Origin of the sequence: Neobacillus driksii (genome assembly GCF_013409995.1) — a bacterium.
Lineage (GTDB): Bacteria > Bacillota > Bacilli > Bacillales > Cytobacillaceae > Neobacillus > Neobacillus driksii.
The window spans coordinates 353,560-376,518 of sequence record NZ_JACCBX010000004.1; the positions used below are offsets into that span (position 1 = coordinate 353,560).

Sequence of the window (22,959 nt, forward strand, 5' to 3'; positions counted from 1 at the left end):
AAACCGACTTAGAGAAAATATGAATATAGGGCAAGGACTGTGATAGAACCAAGAACAACAACAATGACATTTGCCCCTAAGAAAGCAGCGCCAAATGCGGCAGCTGCACCGGCGATTCCATACCATATATCGTCTTTTTGAAGAAAGATAATTGCAGGGAAAATTAATGCTCCAAGGGTTGCGTAAGGAACATTTTTCAATACACCTTGGATAAATGGCGGCAGCTCCAAACCTTTAAACAAAACAAACGGAAGCATTCTTGGTATATATGTAACTAATCCCATTCCAATAATCATCCATACTATTTCACTTTTCATGCTTTACACCCCAATGCCTTGCTTTTATCACTTCAATCAGCTCAATCATAACAGCCGATAAAATAGTGGAGGTAACAATCGCCCATCCTTGTGCCATAATACCGCCTATGGTAAAAATCGTATTAAATATTGCAGCTAAGGAGGCTAGAAATAACACCTTCACACTTTTTTTCAAGGATGGAACTAAGAGTCCAATAAACATGGCATAAAGTGCTACACCCATACTTTCTTGTAATGTTTGTGGAAGACTGGCCCCTATCAAATGCCCAATCCCAGTAAAAATAACCCAGCTAGAATAGGCCAATAAATTGACTCCGAACATAAAACCGGTAGTCGCTGTCCCTTCTCTCGTCGCCACAACAGAAAAGGTCTCATCGGTAATCCCAAAAGAATAAAGCATTTTATTGCCAAGATGGTCATCCTCACACTTTTCATTCAAAGAAGTCGACATTAAAAAATGACGAATGTTCACAATGAACGTAGTTAAAACAATTTCAACTATTCCTGTCCCATAGGCCAGGAGGCTTAACGAGATATATTGTGACGCCCCTGCAAATACTATCATACTCATTAATACGGATTCATAAATAGATAGTCCTGATGTTTTGGCAAGAAGACCAAAAGTCAAAGCAATCGGAAAATAGCCAATACCGATGCTGATCCCCGCCTGTAATCCTTTTTTAAACTCCGTAGATTCTTTTCCAATTGCAAAATCAGACAACTTTATCCCCCCTTGAATCAAAAGTAAATTTTATCAAATTTTTAAAAATAATGAAATAAAAAAAACATGGCGATAATTCTGCCATGTTTTCCCTTTTAGCCAATTGTTTTTAAACCGTCTGAGAAATTTGAGTTTTTAGTGCTCTTCTTAATATTTTTCCTGTTGTATTCTTTGGAAGTTCTTCCAAGAAATCAATGGAAGCAGGAACTTTATACTTGGCTAGATGTTCTCTGCAATACTCAAGTAATTGCTCTTCAGTCGTATTCGGATTTTTGCTCACAACATAGCATTTAACTGCTTCTCCGAGATTTGAATCTGGCACACCAAGTACCGCTGCTTCTACTACATCAGGATGATTATACAGCACTTCTTCCACCTCACGAGGATAGACATTAAAACCGCCGACAATAATCAAATCTTTCTTTCTATCGACGATGTAAAAGTATCCATCTTCATCCATTCTTGCCAAATCACCTGTATATAACCAGCTATCACGTATGGCAGCAGCTGTTTCTTCAGGCATTTTGTAATAGCCTTTCATGACATTCGGACCAGATACAATTAATTCACCCACGGTCCCAACTGGTAGTTCCTCTCCTAGTTCATTGACAATTTTGTTTTCAACATGAAGGATAGAAGTTCCGATTGAACCGGCTTTACGCGGGCGGTCCAGTGGATTGAAGCAGGTAACTGGAGAAGCCTCTGATAGACCATAACCTTCAGAAACCCGGACATTGAATTTCCTCTCGAAGTTATTAAGCAGGGCAACAGGTAATGAAGCACCACCAGATATACATAATCTTAGAGATTTAAAATCTTCAGGATTGCCTTCAGGGTATTGGTATAAAAAATTATACATCGTTGGAACCCCTGCAAAAACCGTCGCTTCATACTCTTTTGCTAATTCAAAAATTTCCTTAGGACTAAACTTTGGAGCGATCAACAAGGTAGCTCCACTTAATAATGGTGCGTTTAAAGCCACCGTTAAACAGAATACATGGAACATAGGCAGGGTAGTGATGACACGGTCTTGATCATTCATCCTTAAATAATCTCCTACATCACTGGCATTGCTATATAAATTTTTGTGGGTTAACATCGCACCTTTTGGTTTCCCTGTAGTCCCCGAAGTATAAAGTATAATGGCTGTGTCATCATCTTTCAGCTCTGGGCCTTGGTAGGTGAGATCACCAGAGGCAATCACCTCTGTAAACGATTTCATTTTAGAGTAAAGTGTGAGAGATTCAACATTATGCTGAGAGATACCATTTTCACTAGTTTCACAGAATACAAACTTCTCTACCTTAGGCAGGAAGGCATGGACTTTTTCTGCTAATGGAATCGCCATATCTAGCGCAACAACAAGTTTTACATCACCGTTATTTAAAATGTAACCAATTTCATCTGCTGTATAAATAGGATTAACTGGAATAACGGTGGCTCCTAACCTCAATGCCCCGTATAAGCCAATGACAAAATGAGGCGAGTTCCCAAGTAACAAAGCAACGTGATCACCTTGTTTAACTCCTAACTTTTCAAGCCCGGACGCGAATTTGGTAATCGCCCCATCCAATTCAGCATATGTAGTACATTGTCCCATAAAATAATAGGCCGTTTTGCCTGCTGCGTTTTTAGCAGTTTCCTGAAGTCTAGTTGATAAATTCATAATTTCCCTCCCTTTTGTGAATGAATACTCATTCACTAAATCGTAAAAATTTTCTAAATATATTATATTTAAAGAAATTTAAGTATTCAAGTAAAACTTTTACGAGATTTATCAATTTTCAACCTCTATAATTATCCATAACAAAATCCCCTTCCTACTTACCTTTTATCGCGCATCTGTAATAAGAAGGGGATCTGTATGACTTTAAAGGGCATGCTGCATTCTTGTGCTTCATTTTAAGGTATTCCAATTTTTATTTATAAGATATTTACAATAAGGAATAAGGCGTTTGGCAACTTCAAATTCCCTGTTCTTTGAACCTGGTCTCCAATTCACTTCAAACATCCACAGTCTTTGGTTTGCATCCACACCAACATCTATACCAAGCTCATCAAAGGAATTTTCATATAATGTATCAAAATGAGCAGAAAAGGTTAAAGCAAAAACCTCAAGGCTTTCCTTGACCTTTTTCGATTCCTCACCAAATTCATCTTTTAAAAAGGAGGCTAATTCTCCGCGGTAGCCGCCACTGCTTATATTACTAATCATTTTTGCATTACCACTTATTCTAGGATAGATCAAGTTGATTTCCCATTTCCCTTCACCATTTTTTTGAACATGTAATCTAAAATCATACGTAAGACCATTTTTTGTTTTACATTCAATGAATGGCTGCATCAAAAACTTTTGTCCCGTAATAATTGGCTGAAAGTATCTGTTAAGTTCTTTTTCATTCATATACATTGTGTTGAATTCTTCTGTTACTTTATACTGTTGTTCCGTTTTTTCAATAAAAAACACCTTTTTTCCATGATTTCCAGATAAAGGTTTTATTACGGCTCTCGGCTGATTTTTTAGAAATGAAATGAGTTCTTCAGGCTTGTGCAGAGTAGTGGAAGGAATTAGATAAGAGGCGAACACTTTTGCTTTTTTCACTTTTTTGTATACTTTCATTTTGTTCCCTACAGGAAAGCTTGTTAAAATGGCATATTTTTTTAAATTCTTTAATATTTTAGTCTGGTTCTCCGTTTTTGGGTTACAACTGTTTATCACAACAGCAGGAAAATCTACTTGTTTTTGAATCCACTTCCCTTCCTCATACATCCAGCCATCAATCTTCATGTTGTCAAAGTCCACATTATTAAATGAAAAGTAAAAAAAGTGAATCCCCTCCATTTTCGCAACGGCTGCAAAGGGATACGCCTTTTTTACATCTGCAGGATTTTCCCGGAAGTGGAGCATACCGATACCTTGCAAATAAATCACATCCCGAGTCTTCATAAATTTACTCCTCATCAATCTTAGAGTCAAAAAGATACCGTGCATAACTGATTGGTGTTGTATATGTTGCTTTCCATACCTCAGGCATTTGGGCAATTTTAAATGAGTATCTTAAATCGCGGCCATTACATTCAATAAACATGGGAAAACCTTCAGAAGTTAAACCAATATCCAGCCCAACATCCGCTAGGTTAGGAAAATACTTATTTAATTCAGTTACAGCTTTAATTGAAAAATCCTCAATGGATTGGTAGACTTCATTAAAGTCCAAGTCAGAATATTCGTTTAATAGTTCATTAAGCGTTTTACAGGTACCACCCTTGGCAACATTGGTTACATAATTTCCTATTTTAGCAACTTTCCCGACCACACCTGTTACCTGCCATTCTCCTAATCCATTTTTTTGGACGGAAACACGTAAATCGAAAGGGCTTCCTTGATACTCTGTAAGAGGAATTCTTTCCTGAATGATGTAGTTTTTATTTAAGACCTTTTTACGAATGATTTCTGGCCATTCGTTAGTAAAGGCCTCTCTCTTCTGACGGTATCGAACTTCCCAAAGATCACGATCTTTTTTTTCAACCATAACCACCCCGCCGCCTAGACTTCCACTATTGGGCTTAATGATTAGTTCTTTATACTTATCCATCATTTCGATGAAATTCCTTGAACTTGCTCGTTTCGTTTCAGGCAAATGGGGCTGCAATTCTTCATTTTTCATTAAAATTTCATGAACACCCCATTTTCCATAACGATTCCTATCATTAAAAATAATGACCCCGGTTTTTTGAAGACTCTTTATCTTTAACTTTGATTCATTGCTAAAAAAAAGTCCTCGATTATGAATAATTTTGGGTATGGTGATAACCTTCATTTCATATTTTCCCTTTTCACCTTTTACTAAAGCATTAATTTGATTTGTCTCAAGCGTTATATCTTTTAATCGAAAAAAGCAAGGAGACAGCCCATATTGTATACAGGCTTCTTCATAAAAACTGATAGGCTCAAAATCAGACCCGTTTTTCTTAATTCGACTATATATCAACCCACCTATTAATATTCCTACGGTTGGAGTATTCATTTTCCTAATCTCCTTCTTTCCAGTAAATTTTATTAATTCTAATCTGCACTTAAAGGATGAGAATTATAGGATTAGGAATGGGAATTTTTTTTACTAAATGTTTCATAGGAACTACCTGCCTCACTTTCACTTACGCAAAATCCTTGTAAATGAACAGCATAATAGATAGGCTGGGTGCGTATTTTCAAGTACAATTCATAGTCCATTTCTTTAAAGCCTTTAAAACTCGGAAAAATATTTGCCTCAATAATCCATGGAAACCCCTCTTGATCAAGACCGATATCTAAACCAAATTCTGCATAGTGTTCGTCTTTTCTATCGATTAAAAAACAGAACTTGTGACAAAGATTTATTATACTCTCATAAATCTTATTGTAAGATTGATTAATTCCTGATCCAATTACTACTTCCTCCAAGGTCATTGCTTCTCCGCCTCTTGCAATATTGGTTAACACCTCATTTTCACCGGCAACCCTGCATTCAATACCAGAGCATTTCCAGCTTTTTATATCATTTTTTTGCATCACTACTCGCACATCCAAAGGACGATTGTTTATTTTCAGAAGCGGAATGTACGTCTGATACAAATATTTCTTATTTAATATATTTAGCTTCTTTAATATTTCTTCTAATCCCTTGTTATCAGGAATTAGATGCCGGAGTATAAAATCATTTTGATGGTCGTATAAGATATAGCCATCATCATGTTTTTGATTTTTTTCCAGAATGAAAATGCCTCTCCCTCGTGAAAGGTTGACAGGCTTCAATATAACCTTTTCCGTATCCTGAATAAATTCAATTAAATCGTCGATTTTTTTCAACAGATGTGTGGCGGGAACATGGTTACGAATTTCCTTTTCATCTTTTAATAAAATTAGATCGGATTTCTTAAAGTAATGGGAATTGAATAAATTCTTATTTGTCATTTCAATTAGCTGGTTAATCCTATCAAGTTTTTGATGAAAATTTCTACGGTACAAGGCAGCTGGAATTGGTACAGCATCATATCTCCACTCTTTAAGAGTTGGATCATACAGCATCCCATAGGCAATCTCTTCCTCCCAATCGATGGAACGCGTGGAAAAGGCAAAAACTAAACCTCCAAATTTCTCATATTCCATTAAACGGTCAGAGTACTTTTCCATATAGCCTGGACTGTACAGTTGATTGTTTTCTCCCAGCAGCAGCCCAATGGTTGGACCAATTATTACTTTATCGTTTGATATCTTTAACTGATATGTCAAGTCCATAGGGATATGCAGCTTCACTAAAAGAGCACTAGAGATAATCACTTCTACAGGATTGGTAAATGAATTTTGCTCTAACCGAAAATCCCTCTCCATAAAGTCAATTTTACAGGTTAGTTCTTTCATTCCAAACTGGATGGAGATTTGGTCACTGGGAATTAATTTTGACGCAAGTATTGGTAATTTCAGGCTCATTTCCTCTTCCTGAAACTCCTTTAATTTAATCCAGAGATTAATACTGTCCTCATTAGACTGCATGATCGTTTTATCTTCAGATTGACTTGATAAAAGTTCGGTTGATTGTGGATAAGCAACGTTATATTGATTACTGCTATCATCGTGAGAATTCTTTTGTTGTAATATTTCCTTGGCAACCTTAAATGGGAATTTGCATATTTTTTCACCTATCTTAGCGTTCCATTCATAAATGTCTTTAACAATGGTACTGATCGGACAGGTTGAACTTAAGGAATAGTAGCCATTACTATTTAATGAAAATACAATACCAATCTCGAAAATTCCAGGGTAATAATAGTGAATGATATTTAAAACCTTTTGGCTATACTCCCATAATTCATCCATTGAGGCATCTTCTAGATAGTATAATTTCTGGCTGGAATCTTTTGCGTACATAAGCGGGGATTTCCATTTATTATTTAACTTTTTTTGAGCTAATACATATAAGGTGAATATAGAATCGTCATCTTCGTATTCTTCATCAAAATCTATTTTTATATCAAAATATGAATCCATTAATGCAGATAGTTCTTTTTTCTTTATAATATGGTGCTCATTAATGACTTGAATTTTAGGGTGGTTAGAAAGTTCCCTTAATTTTTTGATATTCTTTTTTTTAAAAAACATTGTGGGGTTATAGATAATCGACGGGATGTCAATTATATCCATTTTTATCATTGAATTATTCTGAAATTCAATTGCCTGCGTTTTTAAACCCTCGAGAGAAAGATCAACAAGTGTAAAGAATTGAATTTTAAGGTCTAACTCTCTACCCTTCTTAGCATAAATATGCCAAATTTCGTCCTTTTTGTTTTTTTGGCTAAGTAACTTACTCCATTCCCTTTTAGAAAGCAGTACACCAACCGTATTCATCCTATCCTCCGCCTCCTAATATAAATAGGTAATAAGGACCTTTACCATAATTTATATTCAATTCACATTAAAAGGTATGGGCAGAAGTTAAACTCAGCCATTTTTCATCCTCTTTTAAAAGCTTTAATGGTTTCATAAGAGCCGTCATTTAAATATTTGAACATCGAAATAGCAGGTCTTAGGTTTGCTTCTATAATCCAGACCTTCCCTTCCAAATCAATACCAAGATCTATTCCATATACACGTTTTTGGGAGTAGGAATTTGATAATTGCCCCGCAATTAACAAGGAAACCTCCTCTAAATCAGCGACAATATCTTTAACTTTTTCATTGTTTATCAGTGATATTTCAATAGCATCTTCCACTGATAAAACTGCTTTTGCAACATTAGTAACAACAAAATTATTTGCTGCCAATCTTGCAAGTTTACCCGTTACTGCCCATTCTAATGAATCCTTTTTCCTTTGTACCATTACACGAACATCAAATGGATTATTATTTATCGTGGCAAGTGGAATTCTTTGCTGAACGATATACCGCTTTCTTTTTCTTGGAAAGTGATTCTCTTTTAAGTAATCGTAGATGTTCTCTTTTCCGTGTACCAACGTTTCACTGCTTTCAATATGAAGCACGAATTGTTCATTTGATAATGAAGAGATTTGGATAATTCCTCTCCCCTGAAAACCATTGCAAGGCTTTACCATTATTTGATTATACTTGTCTAACATGATATTTAGAGAAGTTCTATCCAAATATTGTGTATCAGGCAAAAAGGATGCAAGTCTTTCATTCTCCAACATCAATTTATGTTTTGTCCATTTCCCAGCAGAAACACGCATTTTATTACCCCTTTAAGTAAAAGCCAAATTTCTCGTAAAATTACCCATTTTAATTTTTTATTGACTAATAATTTATTCTGAGAAAAAGAGAAGGCATGGACTTTTAATCAACTAGTATAGAAATAATAAATTAACCCACAGAAGGTTTTATACCTTATCTATGTAAACCACTAGAAAGCCTAAAAAAATACACGGTGAATATTCACCGTGCAAAACTCTAATATATAAGGTTGATAAATTCTTCTTTTGATACATTTCCAAAATAAAAAATTGTGTCCACATCTTTAAGTGCAGCTTCTAACTCGCTCTTATCGTAGCGAACATGCTTTAGTTTATTTTCAATATCACTTACATCTCCCACACCAAAAAAGTCGCCATAAATTTTACAGTTTTCAATGACTCCCTTATCAACATCTAAGCGGACATCAATTTGCCCCACTGGGAACCGATGTGAATGCTGAAGATTAAATTTCGGCGATTTGCCGTAGTTCCAATCCCAATTTTGGTAGCGTTCCTTGGAGAGTTGGTGGATTTTCTCCCAATCTTCATTGGTAAGCACATACTCCGTAACTTCTTTCTCTTGAAAGATAAACTTAAGCAAAGCGGAGCGAAACTCTTCTATGGTCATTTTCTCTGACAAAAATTCTGAAATATTCGCCACTCTGCTGCGGACAGACTTGATTCCCTTGGATTCAATTTTATCCTTTTTCACTCGCAGGGCTGAGACGATATGCTCCATTTCAGAATTGAATAGGAGTGTTCCATGGGTAAACATCCTTCCCTTCGTCGAGAATTGGGCATTTCCGGATATTTTCCTGCCTTCAGCTAAAATATCGTTTCTGCCGCTTAATTCTGCATTTACCTCCATCTGCTTTAGTGCAGCAATCACTGGCTCTGTAAACTTACGGAAATTATGAAAGCTATCGCCGTCATCTTTTGTGATGAAGCTATAGTTAAGGTTGCCTAGGTCATGATAGACCGCTCCCCCGCCAGACAATCTACGCACGACATGGATTCCATTACTCTCAACATACTCTGTATTAATTTCTTCAACGGAATTTTGGTTTTTTCCTATGATAATCGATGGCTCATTTATGTAAAATAATAAATACGTATCATTGATATCGAGATTTTTTAACGCATATTCTTCAATGGCAAGATTTATTCTTGGATCTGTAATGCCCTTATTATCAATAAATAACATACGGCCTTCCCCCTTCTTATAGCGAAATAGTTTGAAATTCTTCAGCTAGTTTTATTATACCAGTATATTCTGTACGGGCTTCACTAATAAGCTTAGAAACCTCTCCGTAATGTGGCAGATGAGTAAGAATTAGTTGTTTAACTTCAGCTCTTGCAGCAAATTTCCCTGCATCAATGCTATTCATATGACCTGCTGATTTGCCGTTTTGGTGCTGATAAAAATTACATTCACATAATAAAAGATCTGCGCCTTTACTAAACTCTATAAATTCTTCTTTAAAGGAACTATCTGCTGTGTATACAATAGATTGTCCGTTTGCTTCTATTCTCATTGCAAAGCAAGTCACTGGATGGTCTGTTTTTAAAAAGGAAACTCGGAAGGGTCCGACAGTCAAAACATCATTAGGTGAATATGCAGTTCCCTTCGTAATTTCTTTGTAGGTTAACTTCGCAAATTCTGTATGGTCTAAAGAATGTCCATAGATAGGTAATGTCGGAAAACTCTTTCCTAAGAAGCCTTGTATCAATCGTGCGTGCTGCAGGACACCAATATCCGCAATGTGGTCTGGATGATAATGAGAAATCACGACCGCATCAAGCTCTTCTGGCTCAATGATATTTTGCATTTTTGCAAGAACACCGCTGCCACAATCAATTAACATCTTAAATCCTTCATGCTCCAATAAATAACCTGAACTTGCACCGTTTTTCTTCGGGTAACCGCCCCAATAACCGATAATTGTCAACTTCAATCTCATAACCCCCTTGATTATAAAAAAAGAAGCTATTTTAAAACAGCTTCGAGTTTATTCTGTGACATTTAGATACTCTAATACACCTTTAACAGCCTCTTCACCTTGGTCAATACAATCAGGAAGCCCGACACCGCCGTAAGAAGCACTGGCTAAAAAGACACCAGGCAGTTCCGATTTAATATGCTTTCTGATTGTCTCTAGTCGCTGTTTATGTCCTACTGTGTATTGCGGCATGGAATCCTTCCAGCGCGAAACAACAGCAAACTCAGGCTGAATTCCAATATCCATTGTCCTGCTTAAATCATCAAGAACAATCTGAATAATTCGATCATCAGAAAGATCGACGATGGTTTCGTCTCCTGCTCTTCCTACATAACAGCGCAGCAGAACCTTGCCCTTTGGAGTGGAATGAGCCCATTTTTTATGTGTCCAGGTGCAAGCTGTTATAGAATAATCACCATTTCTAGAAACAACAAATCCAGTTCCATCAATATCTTTTTTTATCGCTTCTTCAGGAAATGCAAGTGCTACGGTTGCAACAGATGTTGAGGGTACAGCCTTTAAAGGGTCAAAAAAGCGATAGTCCGAGAACATGGATTGTGTTATTTTATGCGGTGTTGCGGCAACAATGCAATCAGCTATCAATGTGTCACCGTTATTTAGATAAAGTTCATATTGGTCATTAGTCTTGGTAATTTTATCGACTCGGTGCCCTTTTAATATAGAATTAGGGTCCAGTTTCGCTTCTATTCCTTCAGCAAAGGACTGAAGGCCAGACTTAAAGGTTAAAAATGCACCTTTTTTCTTCTCGGCAGGTGGTTGTATTTTTGGTTTTGACGGTGTGGTTTTTTTCATTCCTACTATAAGGCTGCGATATTTTTGTTCAACCTCATAGAACTGTGGGAAGGTCGACATTAGGCTCATTTGATCTATATCACCAGCATAAATACCAGATAATAACGGTTCAATCAAATTTTCAACAACCTCATCACCCAGCCTTCTTCGAAAAAATTCACCTAAAGACTGGTCTGTATTTCCTTCAGATCTTGGTAAAACAAAATCCGCTGCTGCTCTTAGTTTTCCTGGTATTGAAAACAACCCCGTCGTAATAAATGGTCCTATCTCAGTCGGGATTCCCATAATGGAACCCCCAGGCATCGAATAGAGCTTGTCATTTACAAGAACATAGGATGTCCCAGTTGAATTCGATACTAGCTGCTCCTCCATCCCTACTTCCTTTGCTAGTCTAATCATGCTGGTTTTTCTAGCCAAGAAGGAATCGGGACCTCTTTCAATGGTGAAACCGTCTCTTATTACGGTTTGCATTTTACCTCCGAGACGTTGTGAAGCTTCGATCAGTTTGATTTCAAGAGGCAGCTTTTTATCATGAATGATTTTTTGAAGGTAGAATGCCGCAGTAAGGCCCGCTATTCCGCCCCCAATAATGGCTACCTTCTTTTTTTCCTCCGTCACGGATGTCACCCTTCTTTCTTTATTCTGTATGCTTTCAATTGGCTAATCTTTTTAAAATAACCGTAGTCATTGCATCAATTAGATTAGCATGTGCGTTCGGCATTTCAGGACGATAGTAACTTGCTCCTAAATCCTCAGCCACTATCCTACACTCGTAATCGTTATCATAGAGGACTTCCAAGTGTTCACACACAAAGCCAACCGGCGCATAAACAAATGCTTTATATGGATGTTCTTTTGCTAAGTTCCTAGTCAAATCTTGAACATCAGGTCCTAACCATGGATCAGGTGTGTTCCCCGCACTTTGCCAGCCAATCGCATAGTCAGTGATTCCGGCATGTTTTGCAATCAGATCGGCAGTTTCCTGAAGCTGACTTGGATAGGGATCACCAAATTGTAGTATCTTCTCTGGAAGACTATGGGCCGAAACAATCAGCATAGCGTCATTTTTTTCCTCTTGAGGCATCTGTTCATAAATCCCTTTAATTTTATCTGCCCAATAGTTAATGAATTTAGGTTCATCATACCAGCTGTCAACTGAAGTGATTTTAATACCTCCAAGTTTTTCAGCTTCTTCATTTGCCCTGTTATTATAGGATTTAATACTAAAAGTTGAATAATGAGGCGCTAAGACAATACTTACGGCCTCTTTAATTCCATCTGAATGCATTTCTTTAACTGCATCCTCAATAAAAGGTTCAATATGCTTTAAGCCCAGATACATTTTGAACTCAATTTCATCTTGAACTTGATTTATATGTTCTTCAAGTTTTTTTGCCTGCTCTATTGTAATTTTGGCTAATGGTGATATACCGCCAATTGCTTCATAGCGATTCCTTAACTCTTCAATCATTTCTGGAGTAGGCTTTCTGCCATGCCGAATATGTGTATAGTAACGTTCCAAGTCATCTAAGTGATATGGGGTTCCGTATGCCATTACGAGTAAGCCCATTTTCTTTTTCATCATCTTCCGCACCTCATTTTTAATCTCGCTGCCTTCTGCAAATTAAAGTATTTATTGTAAAAATGGTACATATCAGGATTTAGAGGGCCTCTAATTTTTAGGGCCCTCTTTTTTCATGCATATTATATTGTGCCAAAAAAACACTTGTCTTACCAATATTAACACTCGAAGGCCGTATTTATCTGCCAAGTTTTGATGCAGAATACTCATGGACAAATGAGGTTAATTTTTTTAACGTTGCCGGGTTAACCGACGGGAAAACCCCATGTCCAAGATTAAAGATATAGCCGCCCTCTGCCATACCTTGGTCTAAAATAGCTTTAGCTCTTTCTTCAATCACTTCCCAAGGTGATAACAGGATTGCTGGGTCAAGATTACCTTGAACGGTCTTATGGATTCCCAATTTTCTTGCTTGTTGAATCGGCAAACGCCAGTCCAACCCAACTACATCCAGCGGGAGGTCATTCCATTCTAAAGCAAGATGACTAGCACCTACTCCAAACATAATAAGTGGCACATTTTCTTCTTTTAGCTCTGTAAAAATTCGATTCATGACTGGCTTAATAAAGTAGCGATAGTCCTCAACATTCAAAGCTCCCACCCAAGAATCAAAGATTTGAATCGCTTTAGCACCAGCCTTAATTTGCGATTTCACATATGTAATAATCATATCAGCAAGTTTTTCCATTAATGCGAACCATGCTTTTGGTTCAGAGTACATAAATGCCTTTGTCTTGTTGTAGTTTTTCGAAGGTCCACCTTCAATCATATAACTAGCGAGTGTGAAAGGAGCGCCAGAAAATCCGATTAAAGGTACGGACAATTGTTCTTGAGTTAATAATTTAATCGTATCTAATACGTAAGGTACGTCCTCTTCAGGATGAATTTCACCAAGTTTTTCAACATCTGCTAAGGATGTGATTGGATTGTCAATGACAGGACCAATCCCAGATTTTATTTCTACCTGCATGCCAATTGCCGGCAGCGGGGTCATAATATCTTTATATAGAATAGCTGCGTCCACATTGTACTGCTCTACTGGAAGGCGGGTTACATACGCACATAGCTCAGGCTGGTGAGTAATTTCAAACAATGAGTATTTTTCTTTAATTTCTCTGTACTCTGGCTGTGACCTTCCTGCCTGACGCATGTACCAGACTGGCACGTGATCTGTCTTTTCTCCTCTCGCTGCTTTTAAAAATGTATCGTTGATTTGCTTCGTCATGTAAATAAATCCACCTTTCAAAAGACATGTCTCGTTCTATTTTAATATATGAAGCCTAAAATTAAAAACTTTATAGAGTACATAGCACTGTTTTCACTATATCGATTATTCCTATTGGTGTATAGGTTACAATGGAAAGTGTCAAAAAAAAGTCGTTTTTAATTTAATGAATTGTTCTGTTGATTAGCAATATCAACATGCAGCTTTATCACAGCCTAGTGTGAAAGAAATGATTCGAGATGAATTTATATAAATGTATAGCATACCCTAGTATGTAAACATAGAACAGGTGAGGTAATGAAAATGAATGTTTATATTGCTACAGGGACATTTGAATACTTAAAAGAGATTGAAGAGAGGTATCCGTCTGAGTTAATGGTAACAATGGTTAATGAAGATAGTGCCCTTCTTTTACATGAAACGAGTACACAAACTGTATTTAAACAACCAAGTAAATATGAGGTATTAGCAACATCTGGGTTAATTGAGAAGAAAGGCTTGGTTGTGATTAACTACATCCCAGTAACGGAAGAAAACAGGTCTCTATTTGAATACCATTTAAAGGATCTTCCCAGACTGCTTGAAAAAGAAATGGGACTTATCGCAATCCGAGTCCTTCGCCCATTATCCTCTAATGTTTATATAATCCTGACGATATGGGATAGTCAACTCACATTTGAAAACAGTAAAAATCTTTTGGATTCTACTATAGAAAAAGGATATGAATATGTTAATCACTCTAATATATTTATTAGCGCGCCATATGTCAGCAAATATACTATACCTGCTGACCAAAAAGGGTCACATGATTAAGCTCATGTGACCCTTTTTTTGGAAGTCCACACCTGTGTTGATCACGGGAATCACCTATTCTCCTCTAGCCTGGCACATTTTAAGAATGAATAAATTTAAATACCTCTCACCACCTAAAACTTTTTTCATATCCTGTATTACATCCACGGGCGAATACCTATTTATCGTCCTTAGATGATGATGAGAGGAGGTCATTTGTATGCCTGTCGAGCTTTCAGCTCTCCATTGGATATATGTCGTCTTTATTGCACTTATTATCGGATTTATGGTCAAACGGAGAGATACTTCACTTATTTGTATTCTCGGAATATTCCTTATTGCCATTACTGCAACTGGTTCCTTAAGCAGTTCAGTCAGCAGTATCTTCAACAGCTTTATTTATGCAATTACCGAGTTATTATCAACCATCTTAGTCATTTCCATTATTGTGGCTATGAGCAAAACCCTAACTTCGACCGGTATAAACGACGTAATGATTTCACCTTTTACAAAATTAATTCGTAACCCTGCACTCGCATATTGGACCATTGGTATCTTAATGATGGTCATTTCCTGGTTTTTCTGGCCATCCCCAGCTGTAGCATTATTAGGGGCCGTTCTCCTTCCTGTCGCCCTACGGGCAGGTCTTCCAGCTTTGGGTGTTGCCATGGCAATGAATTTGTTTGGACACGGTATAGCCTTATCAGGAGATTATGTGATACAGGCTGCACCTAAATTAACATCAGACGCTGCTGGTATTCCAATCGGTGATGTCATCAGTGCCAGTATTCCATTAGTAGTTGTTATGGGGGTTGTGACTACTATTGCTGCCTTCTATTTTCTGAGGAGAGATATGAAAAATGGTGTCTTGCAGCCAACTCCATATGTACCTGTAGAGTCAACAGAACAAACCACTTCCGAGAAAAATCTCCTTTCCATTAGCCAAAAGCGATTCTTTGCCATTCTCGTACCGATTTTATTCGCCATTGACGTTGCTGGTATGTTTACTCTTGACCTGACTGGCGGTGACGCAACTGCTTTAGTTGGCGGAACATCTATTTTTATCCTCCTCCTAATAACCATGGTCAGCCATAAAAACAAAGGTCTTGAAAAAACCACAAGCTTTCTAATTGATGGGTTTACATTTGGTTTTAAGGTTTTTGGTCCTGTCATCCCAATAGCGGCATTCTTTTATTTAGGTGATGCCGGTTTTGGAAAAATCGTTGGTGATTTTTTACCAAATGGTTCGCAAGGTATCGTAAATGACCTTGGTATCGCGTTAGCGAATATTGTTCCATTGAGTAAAGTGGTCGGAGCAGTGACACTAACCACTGTAGGAGCGATTACGGGTTTGGATGGCTCTGGATTTTCAGGAATATCCCTCGCAGGTTCAGTCGCGGGCTTGTTTGCAGTTGCAATTGGTAAAGGTGTAGCTACTCTAGTGGCACTCGGTCAAATTGCAGCCATCTGGGTTGGCGGCGGAACTTTAGTACCATGGGCGTTAATTCCTGCAGCGGCCATTTGTAACGTTGATCCTTTTGAGTTAGCACGGCGAAATCTAATACCCGTTGCTATTGGTCTTGTTGTCACAACGATCGTAGCAATGTTTCTAATATAAAAAAGAGGCCAGGGGCCTCTCAGATTGTCGAGAAAGGTATCATTCTCGGCAATTTTTATTTTTTTCTGCCTGCCCAAAGGCCTGTTGATTTCCACTCCAGGCGCTTCGCTTTCCGCGGGCGTGCCGGGGAGCCTCCTCGGCGCTTAGCGCATGTGGGGTCTCCCCAGCCCCGTACTCCCGCAGGAGTCTTCGCACCTTCCGCTCCAATCAACAGGGAGAAATAACCAGGAGATTGCCACACACTTTTTCCAAACTGGCTAAGAGGCCGGGGCCTCTTTTTTGTAGTTACTTTTTCAGTTTCTTTTTAAAGAAATTGTAAATGTATATAGAAGCCAGCACCCAAATATAGCCAAAGGCAAAACCTCCAATGACATCTGTAGGGTAATGGACTTGAAGAATGATCCGACTTGAGCCAATTAATAAGAGCAACAGTACTGTCAGCATGATAACTGTTCTTCTCGCTTTTGAGGACTTCAAATCCTCCAATACAAGATAGGCAATAAAGTAATAGAAAATGAATCCTACCATTGCATGCCCACTTGGAAAACTTAAGCTATCCACATGTGCCAGATGGTCGAGCTCTGGTCTTGGACGTGCAATAAGTTCCTTTAGAAGTTTATTGACTTCATTTCCTAAAGCAACACTTAAAGCTATGGCTGCTGCACCTAATAGATTTCTCTTTAGCAATAACCAGCCTAGAACAATCAAGGCGACAATGCCAATCCCCTTCTTATCCCCTAGTTCCGTTAACAAAAGAAAAAACGGGTTGAATATATCTGGTACATAAGCAAATAAGTCCGCTAGTTTTTCATCCAGCCAAAAAGTTTGTTTTGTAGCTACTTTGATAGAAATATAGATTGCTATTACAACAGCAAAACCTAAAGATAAGTATGTAGATGTGTTCCTTTTATTTACCATTAGTTTCATGATCCTTTCTCTAACTAAACTCTACAAAATTATAAAGAAAACGTACTTTTAAATCTACATAATCGTGTTAAAGTGTTAAAATAGTTTGAAAATAGGATATGGAGGATTTCATATGTTGAAGGAATTGTTTTCAAAATTAGAAGATTACTATGAAGATATGGTCACGATTCGCAGGTACATGCACCAGCATCCCGAATTGTCCTTCCAGGAATATAATACCGCCCAATATATAAAGGAATTTTATGAAAAACTTGGGGTAGAAGTAAAAGATAATATTGGTGGAAATGGTGTTGTAGCAAAGGTATACGGAAATAAGCCTGGTAAAACTGTTGCATTAAGGGCAGATTTTGATGCATTGCCTATAAACGATGAAAAGGACGTACCTTATAGATCCTTAGTTCCCGGTGTTATGCACGCCTGTGGTCATGATGGACATACTGCCACTCTTCTTGTACTTGCAAAGGTACTAAATGAATTGAAGGCCGATCTCGAAGGCAACTATGTCTTTATTCATCAGCATGCAGAAGAATATGCACCAGGCGGCGCGATCACCATGATTGAGGATGGCTGCTTAGAAGGTGTCGATGTCATATTTGGCACACATTTGTGGGCAAGTGAACCGACCGGGACTATCCAATATCGGACCGGTCCGATCATGGCTGCAGCTGATCGTTTTGAAATAGAAATCCAGGGCAAAGGCGGTCATGGTGCACAGCCGCATAAGACCAAGGATGCCATTGTCACCGCTTCTCAGTTAGTTGTTAATCTACAGCAAATTGTCAGTAGGAAAGTGAATCCAGTTGAGTCTGCGGTTGTGACAGTTGGTTCTTTTATGTCTGAAAATGCATTTAATGTAATTGCAGATAAAGCTAAGCTTATTGGAACAGTCCGTACCTTTAATGATGATGTCCGCCAATACATTGAAGAGGAAATGGAAAGAATTATTCAGGGCACATGCCACATGTCTGGTAGCACCTATAAATTTTTATATGAGAGAGGTTATCCTGCAGTTGTGAACCATGCTAAAGAAACAGAGTTTCTCGTTGCCGCAGCAAGTGAAGTTCCTGAGGTGACAACCATAGAAGAATCTGAGCCGCAAATGGGAGGAGAAGATTTTTCTTATTACTTAAAGGAGGTACCCGGAACCTTCTTTTTCACAGGTGCAAAACCACTAGGTGCAAACCCAGGCTATCCACATCACCATCCAAAGTTTGATATTGATGAAAACGCCATGTTAATAGCCGCAAAAACACTTGGGACAGCTGCAATAAACATACACAGTTCTAAATAAACAGAGCCCCTGAACGGTTTAAAGTTCAGGGGCTTTTGTTAGGATCCTTAACCTATATGCATTCATTGCCGTTTCTCCCAAGTGTTTGAGCAGATTGTTATTCGCATATGCGCCCACAAATGCACCAATTCCAGGCACTAACTGGAACATCTTAACAAGATCAATATAATCTCTATATTCCTGTTGAAATTTACGCCAATCCATTTCCACGAGCTCTTGCTTTCTCGCATCCCAGTTTTCAATTTCAGCTAATGTTCCGCGACGGATATCATCACTTGAAAACGCCAGCTGAAAGATATGAAGAATAAATAACCGCTCTTCAAATTCCTTCGTGTTAAATCCGTAAATAGCTGCTGCTTCAAAAAGAAACTTCATCTTAATGGAAAGTAGCAACGGGAAATCGGCAAGACCCAGTAGGATTCCTCCAGCGCCTGTCCCAGCTCCTTCAACCAAGGCCGTTTTTTGGAAGATTGCCGTTTTTTTTCTCATTAATTCATCTCGTTCCTCAAGTGTCAGACCGGTCGCTTGGTTTTTGTTGGTCGTTAGCTGGGATCCAAATAAGGTGGTTTTAACCATCCCCTTTATACTTTCTGTCATCACCTCATGAACCTTCTCCGGAATTATTTCATTTATTTTTCCTTGCGCTTTTTTTGAGATTCGATTCATCATCCCTGACCGTCTGGTTAATTTTCTTTTCCATTCGACCATTTCTCCATATACCTTCAGCTCATATTCATTCATGCTCCCACTCCCCTCAGCAACAAGATATTAGGTTTGTTTCTAATCCATTCATGCTTTTAGTCTTTTCTTACTATAAACATTTACAAATAAAAAACTAAACAGCAATCCAGAGAGGAGGATTATTAACGAAAATATCCATTCCCCTTTAAACAAAATAATGACTGTAAATATGAAGGATTGAATGAACAGAATCCTCATAAGAAGAGAATGAAAAGCAGTGGTTTTGTGGTCTTGGGTCACTGGATATAAATCAATCCAAAGCTTATTTTGGTGATGATTCCATAATGGCAGCAGCTGGAATCCCGTTAAATAGATAAATAAGAGAGAAAGCACGATTTGTCCTGCACCAAAGGAAATAAAATACAGAGCAAATCCACCTATTACAGTTAATCGAATAAATAGACCTAAATAATCGGATGATCTCAAGAATGTTCTTGCGTATAAATAATCAAAGGTTTTATCTTGTGAGAAGGAAATCCGATTTATCAACCAGTCCAGCCATTTTCTTCTTTTTACCGTATCTTTCAATTTTGGTACATCTGTGAATAAATTGGCTAGCCGATAAAATGATGCCATTCGTTTTTCTTCTTGAGCAATTAGCAAATCCCATTTCAAGCCCATTTTTTTCGTCCTGACATAAAAGGAGCGATAATAAGAAGCCATAATGAAAGCAAATAACACTAAAAAAAGGATATGTGCGTTTTTAAATAGCAAAAAGGTAAATAACACATTAATGAAATAACGGACAATCATATCCCAAGTATAAACCGATGGCTGTACATAAAAGTGAATCTTCCAGTTAACTGCAATATTCCAGCCTTTAATAACCAGCAGGATGATTAGGAAAATAAAAAATGATTGAAAGCCGTTTTCGCTGACATGTGCATACATTGGCATCACTAAAGCAAAAATCATTAATAAAATATATCCTTGAAAAACTAAACTAAGCATTCCAGAACGCAAAAAGTAACTTCTTAAACGCGCTTCAAGCGGAATTAAAAACACTTGATCTGCTTCAAGGAGAAAAGTATATACCGGACTGTGAGTCAAAAATATTCCTAAAATAACAGCAATAATAATTTCCGCAGGAAATTCCCGAGACAATGAGCTTATCCAATTTTGATAATAAAAGGCTGCCGTACCAACTAAAAACAGCAGCACGACGACTAGGTGCCCATTCAGGATATATCGAAGATAAACCCCAAATTCCTTTAATCGATGAACAGATCTATCTTTCCATAGCTTTTTATCATCAAACATAATTTTCTTCCTTCGTTAATTGGATGTATAGATCATCTAATGAAGCTGCAGGCATCGAGAACTGTTCCCTCAATTCAGTTAGAGTACCTTTTGCACGAACCTCACCTTCGTGAAGAATAACGAATCTGTCACAGTACTTTTCAGCTGTCGCAAGAATATGGGTCGACATCAATATGCCCGCTCCGCTTTCTTTCATTTTTTTCATTAAGTCAAGCAATGATTGAATACCAAGTGGATCGAGCCCCACAAATGGCTCATCAACAATATAGAGGGAAGGCTGCACCAAAAAGGCGCACATAATCATTACCTTTTGTTTCATTCCTTTAGAAAAATGAGCTGGAAACCATTTTAGTCTTTTTTCCATTCGAAATTCAGTTAATAGCTGACCAATTCTGGTTTTATATGTAGACTCATCTAAGCCGTATGCCATAGCGGTTAAACGTAAATGTTCTTCAAGGGTGAGTTCTTCGTAAAGTACTGGTGTTTCCGGAACAAAGGTGAACATCTTTCGATAAGCTTCCTTGTCTTCCATAATAGAACGTCCATTTATTTTAACTGTACCACTATGAGGCTCCATTAAACCGATGATGTGTTTAATACTTGTACTTTTCCCAGCACCATTTAGACCGATTAATCCAACCAATTCTTTTTCATTTACTTCAAAAGTAACATCTTTTAAAACTGGATTCCTTGTATATCCACCTGTAAGGCTTTCAATCGATAATAAAGGCATATACTCCGTCCTTCCATAGGATAATAATTACCTTACATTTTACCAAATCGAAGACGATAAAAATAGGAATTCAATTTTTTGATATATTTTTGTATATTTCCATTCAAACGGGTTATCATAATATTCGAAGGGGAAACACCTACTCGATGAAGTGATTCATCAAAAATTTGAAATGAGGTGTCTGTCAAAGACATTTAACTTTTCAAACATGTAGCTTCTAAACGTTTCTAATAAGGGGATGGTTGTTTTGCACAAGTTGCCTGGTAACCATTTAGAGTTCAAATAACACCAGCTATTTATCAAAAAATAAATGAGGTGTTTACGGCAGATTATCATCCGTTTTTATAAGTTTGTAAACATATAAAAACAACATAGGGGATGGTCAGCTTGAACAATGATTACTGTTTATAAAAACACTAAATTGTCAAATGAGGTGTTTATCAAACGTAATTCCTGAATGAACGTATAAATTGAAGCAAGTCCCCTTCGAGAGGACAGGATTCCATGCGAATCCTGTCTCTTCCTTTTTTATCGGTATTACATATGGTAAAATACGGATATATAACCAATAAAGGGGTTGCAGTAAATGAGTGATTGTATCTTTTGTAAAATTGTTAATGGGGATATCCCGGCAGCAAAAGTTTATGAAAATGAACATGTATTAGCCTTTCTTGATATTAGTCAGGTAACAAAAGGCCATACATTGGTCATCCCCAAAGTACATAAAGAAAATTTATTTGAATTGACTCCTGAAACGTCTAAAAACCTTTTCGAATCTGTACCTGAAATTGCAAATGCCCTAAAAAAGGAATTTAGCCCTCTCGGATTAAACCTGGTGAATAATAATGGGGAACATGCAGGGCAAACCGTTTTTCATTTCCATGTTCATTTAATTCCACGCTATGGTAAAGGAGACGGATTTGGCGCTGTTTGGAAAAGCAATACAAGCGATTATACACAAGAGACACTGCTAGAGATGGCATCGAATATTAATAAACATTTTTAAATTAAATTATCTGAAAATTATATCTTTATTATTTTTATATTCCTGTGATATAATGATAACAAGTTTTTCGCTACAGGCACCTGAGCGCACTGCAGGAGGAACAAATAGAACAAATAGCTGAGTACAGCAGAGGAGAGATGAGAAATGAATACAAAGAATCTAGTAGTCCTATCACTTTTGGCGGGAATTGGAGTAGTTTTGCATACGGTAATGCCAGCCTTCCTTACGATTAAACCAGATATGATGCTTGCCATGATGTTCTTGGGAATTATTCTTATTCCAGAAATTAAAAGTGTTATGTTATTGTCTATTGTGACCGGAGGACTATCCGCACTTACAACCGGTTTTCCTGGTGGTCAACTACCAAATATCATTGATAAGCCCATAACTGCGTTAGTCTTTTTTGGTTTATTTTTGGCATTAAAGCACTACCGTAATTCCATTATTAGTGTTGCCGTCTTAACTGCAATTGGGACATTAGTTTCAGGATCTGTCTTTTTGGGTTCTGCCTATTACATTGTAGGCTTACCAAGTTCTTTCACAGCTTTATTTGCTGCTGGTGTTTTACCTGCAATAGCACTGAACACTATTATTATGGTTATTTTGTATCCAGTTGCTCTTTCAGTAGTAAAAAGAACTAAGACATCATCTATTAGCATCTCAAAATAACACAAAAGAAAAGAACCTCAGCAAGGTTCTTTTCTTTCTA

Annotated in this window: 21 protein-coding genes; 5 read left to right on the forward strand and 16 right to left on the reverse strand. The window is 37.5% G+C overall.

All coding sequences use genetic code 11. The annotated features are described in order from the left end of the window. Window positions 1–8 precede the first annotated feature (8 nt). From F4694_RS11115 to hemE, 12 genes are all read right to left on the reverse strand, one after another. Window positions 9–317: an AzlD domain-containing protein gene (locus F4694_RS11115; RefSeq protein ID WP_179597801.1), complete on the reverse strand. Its 309-nt coding sequence runs from the start codon at window positions 315–317 to the stop codon at window positions 9–11. Then, on the reverse strand, window positions 307–1,038 hold the full coding sequence (locus tag F4694_RS11120) for an AzlC family ABC transporter permease (protein WP_179597803.1): 732 nt from the start codon (window positions 1,036–1,038) through the stop codon (window positions 307–309). The genes F4694_RS11115 and F4694_RS11120 overlap by 11 nt, the downstream gene beginning before the upstream one ends. A gap of 109 nt (window positions 1,039–1,147) precedes the next feature. Beyond that, the gene (locus tag F4694_RS11125) at window positions 1,148–2,704 is read right to left on the reverse strand and encodes a fatty acid--CoA ligase family protein (RefSeq protein ID WP_179597805.1); all 1,557 of its coding nucleotides are present in this window, start codon (window positions 2,702–2,704) and stop codon (window positions 1,148–1,150) included. A 231-nt stretch (window positions 2,705–2,935) separates the two neighbouring features. Next, window positions 2,936–3,985, reverse strand: a complete 1,050-nt coding sequence (locus F4694_RS11130) for a YheC/YheD family protein (RefSeq protein WP_179597807.1) — start codon at window positions 3,983–3,985, stop codon at window positions 2,936–2,938. A gap of 4 nt (window positions 3,986–3,989) precedes the next feature. Next, entirely contained in the window at window positions 3,990–5,066 is a 1,077-nt protein-coding gene (locus tag F4694_RS11135) for a YheC/YheD family endospore coat-associated protein (RefSeq protein ID WP_179597809.1), read from the reverse strand. Between the two features lie 71 nt (window positions 5,067–5,137). Next, window positions 5,138–7,423: a YheC/YheD family endospore coat-associated protein gene (locus F4694_RS11140; protein WP_179597812.1), complete on the reverse strand. Its 2,286-nt coding sequence runs from the start codon at window positions 7,421–7,423 to the stop codon at window positions 5,138–5,140. Between the two features lie 104 nt (window positions 7,424–7,527). Next, window positions 7,528–8,262: a YheC/YheD family protein gene (locus F4694_RS11145; protein WP_179597814.1), complete on the reverse strand. Its 735-nt coding sequence runs from the start codon at window positions 8,260–8,262 to the stop codon at window positions 7,528–7,530. 217 nt (window positions 8,263–8,479) lie between these two features. After that, on the reverse strand, window positions 8,480–9,466 hold the full coding sequence (locus F4694_RS11150; protein WP_179597816.1) for a lipoate--protein ligase: 987 nt from the start codon (window positions 9,464–9,466) through the stop codon (window positions 8,480–8,482). A 16-nt stretch (window positions 9,467–9,482) separates the two neighbouring features. Continuing rightward, the gene (locus F4694_RS11155; RefSeq protein ID WP_179597818.1) at window positions 9,483–10,217 is read right to left on the reverse strand and encodes an MBL fold metallo-hydrolase; all 735 of its coding nucleotides are present in this window, start codon (window positions 10,215–10,217) and stop codon (window positions 9,483–9,485) included. Window positions 10,218–10,271: 54 nt separating this feature from the next. After that, the gene (gene hemY / locus F4694_RS11160) at window positions 10,272–11,693 is read right to left on the reverse strand and encodes a protoporphyrinogen oxidase (protein WP_179597820.1); all 1,422 of its coding nucleotides are present in this window, start codon (window positions 11,691–11,693) and stop codon (window positions 10,272–10,274) included. Window positions 11,694–11,727: 34 nt separating this feature from the next. Beyond that, window positions 11,728–12,660: a ferrochelatase gene (gene hemH, locus F4694_RS11165; RefSeq protein WP_179597822.1), complete on the reverse strand. Its 933-nt coding sequence runs from the start codon at window positions 12,658–12,660 to the stop codon at window positions 11,728–11,730. Between the two features lie 175 nt (window positions 12,661–12,835). Beyond that, complete coding sequence (gene hemE, locus F4694_RS11170) at window positions 12,836–13,882, reverse strand: uroporphyrinogen decarboxylase (protein ID WP_179597825.1); 1,047 nt, start codon at window positions 13,880–13,882, stop codon at window positions 12,836–12,838. 303 nt (window positions 13,883–14,185) lie between these two features. Here hemE and F4694_RS11175 point away from each other — a divergent pair, with 303 nt between their 5' ends. Together F4694_RS11175 and F4694_RS11180 are read left to right on the forward strand one after the other, a co-directional pair. Then, window positions 14,186–14,695, forward strand: a complete 510-nt coding sequence (locus F4694_RS11175) for an antibiotic biosynthesis monooxygenase family protein (protein ID WP_218895606.1) — start codon at window positions 14,186–14,188, stop codon at window positions 14,693–14,695. 199 nt (window positions 14,696–14,894) lie between these two features. Further along, window positions 14,895–16,292, forward strand: coding sequence for a hypothetical protein (locus F4694_RS11180; RefSeq protein ID WP_179597829.1), 1,398 nt, complete (start codon window positions 14,895–14,897; stop codon window positions 16,290–16,292). 285 nt (window positions 16,293–16,577) lie between these two features. On the opposite strand, the gene F4694_RS11185 is transcribed toward F4694_RS11180, so the two are convergent. Further along, window positions 16,578–17,219 carry a phosphatase PAP2 family protein gene (locus F4694_RS11185; protein WP_179597831.1) on the reverse strand — a complete coding sequence of 214 codons (642 nt, stop codon included), beginning with the start codon at window positions 17,217–17,219 and terminating at the stop codon, window positions 16,578–16,580. A 112-nt stretch (window positions 17,220–17,331) separates the two neighbouring features. On the opposite strand from F4694_RS11185, the gene F4694_RS11190 reads away from it, so the two are divergent. After that, window positions 17,332–18,510 carry a M20 family metallopeptidase gene (locus tag F4694_RS11190; protein ID WP_179597833.1) on the forward strand — a complete coding sequence of 393 codons (1,179 nt, stop codon included), beginning with the start codon at window positions 17,332–17,334 and terminating at the stop codon, window positions 18,508–18,510. Between the two features lie 18 nt (window positions 18,511–18,528). Here the strand turns inward: F4694_RS11190 and F4694_RS11195 are convergent, their stop codons facing one another. Genes F4694_RS11195 through F4694_RS11205 form a run of 3 tightly spaced genes read right to left on the reverse strand, consistent with a single transcriptional unit; the run spans window position 18,529 to window position 21,244 of the window. Then, a complete protein-coding gene (locus F4694_RS11195) occupies window positions 18,529–19,251 on the reverse strand; it encodes an EcsC family protein (protein WP_179597835.1) in 723 nt (240 codons plus the stop codon). A gap of 48 nt (window positions 19,252–19,299) precedes the next feature. After that, window positions 19,300–20,511 carry an ABC transporter permease gene (locus F4694_RS11200; RefSeq protein ID WP_179597837.1) on the reverse strand — a complete coding sequence of 404 codons (1,212 nt, stop codon included), beginning with the start codon at window positions 20,509–20,511 and terminating at the stop codon, window positions 19,300–19,302. Then, complete coding sequence (locus F4694_RS11205) at window positions 20,504–21,244, reverse strand: ABC transporter ATP-binding protein (protein ID WP_179597839.1); 741 nt, start codon at window positions 21,242–21,244, stop codon at window positions 20,504–20,506. The genes F4694_RS11200 and F4694_RS11205 overlap by 8 nt, the downstream gene beginning before the upstream one ends. Window positions 21,245–21,830: 586 nt before the next feature. Between F4694_RS11205 and F4694_RS11210 the strand changes: the two genes are divergently transcribed. Together F4694_RS11210 and F4694_RS11215 are read left to right on the forward strand one after the other, a co-directional pair. Then, complete coding sequence (locus F4694_RS11210) at window positions 21,831–22,250, forward strand: HIT family protein (protein ID WP_179597841.1); 420 nt, start codon at window positions 21,831–21,833, stop codon at window positions 22,248–22,250. A 144-nt stretch (window positions 22,251–22,394) separates the two neighbouring features. Next, window positions 22,395–22,919: a tryptophan transporter gene (locus tag F4694_RS11215; protein WP_179597843.1), complete on the forward strand. Its 525-nt coding sequence runs from the start codon at window positions 22,395–22,397 to the stop codon at window positions 22,917–22,919. The last annotated feature ends 40 nt before the right edge of the window (window positions 22,920–22,959 follow it).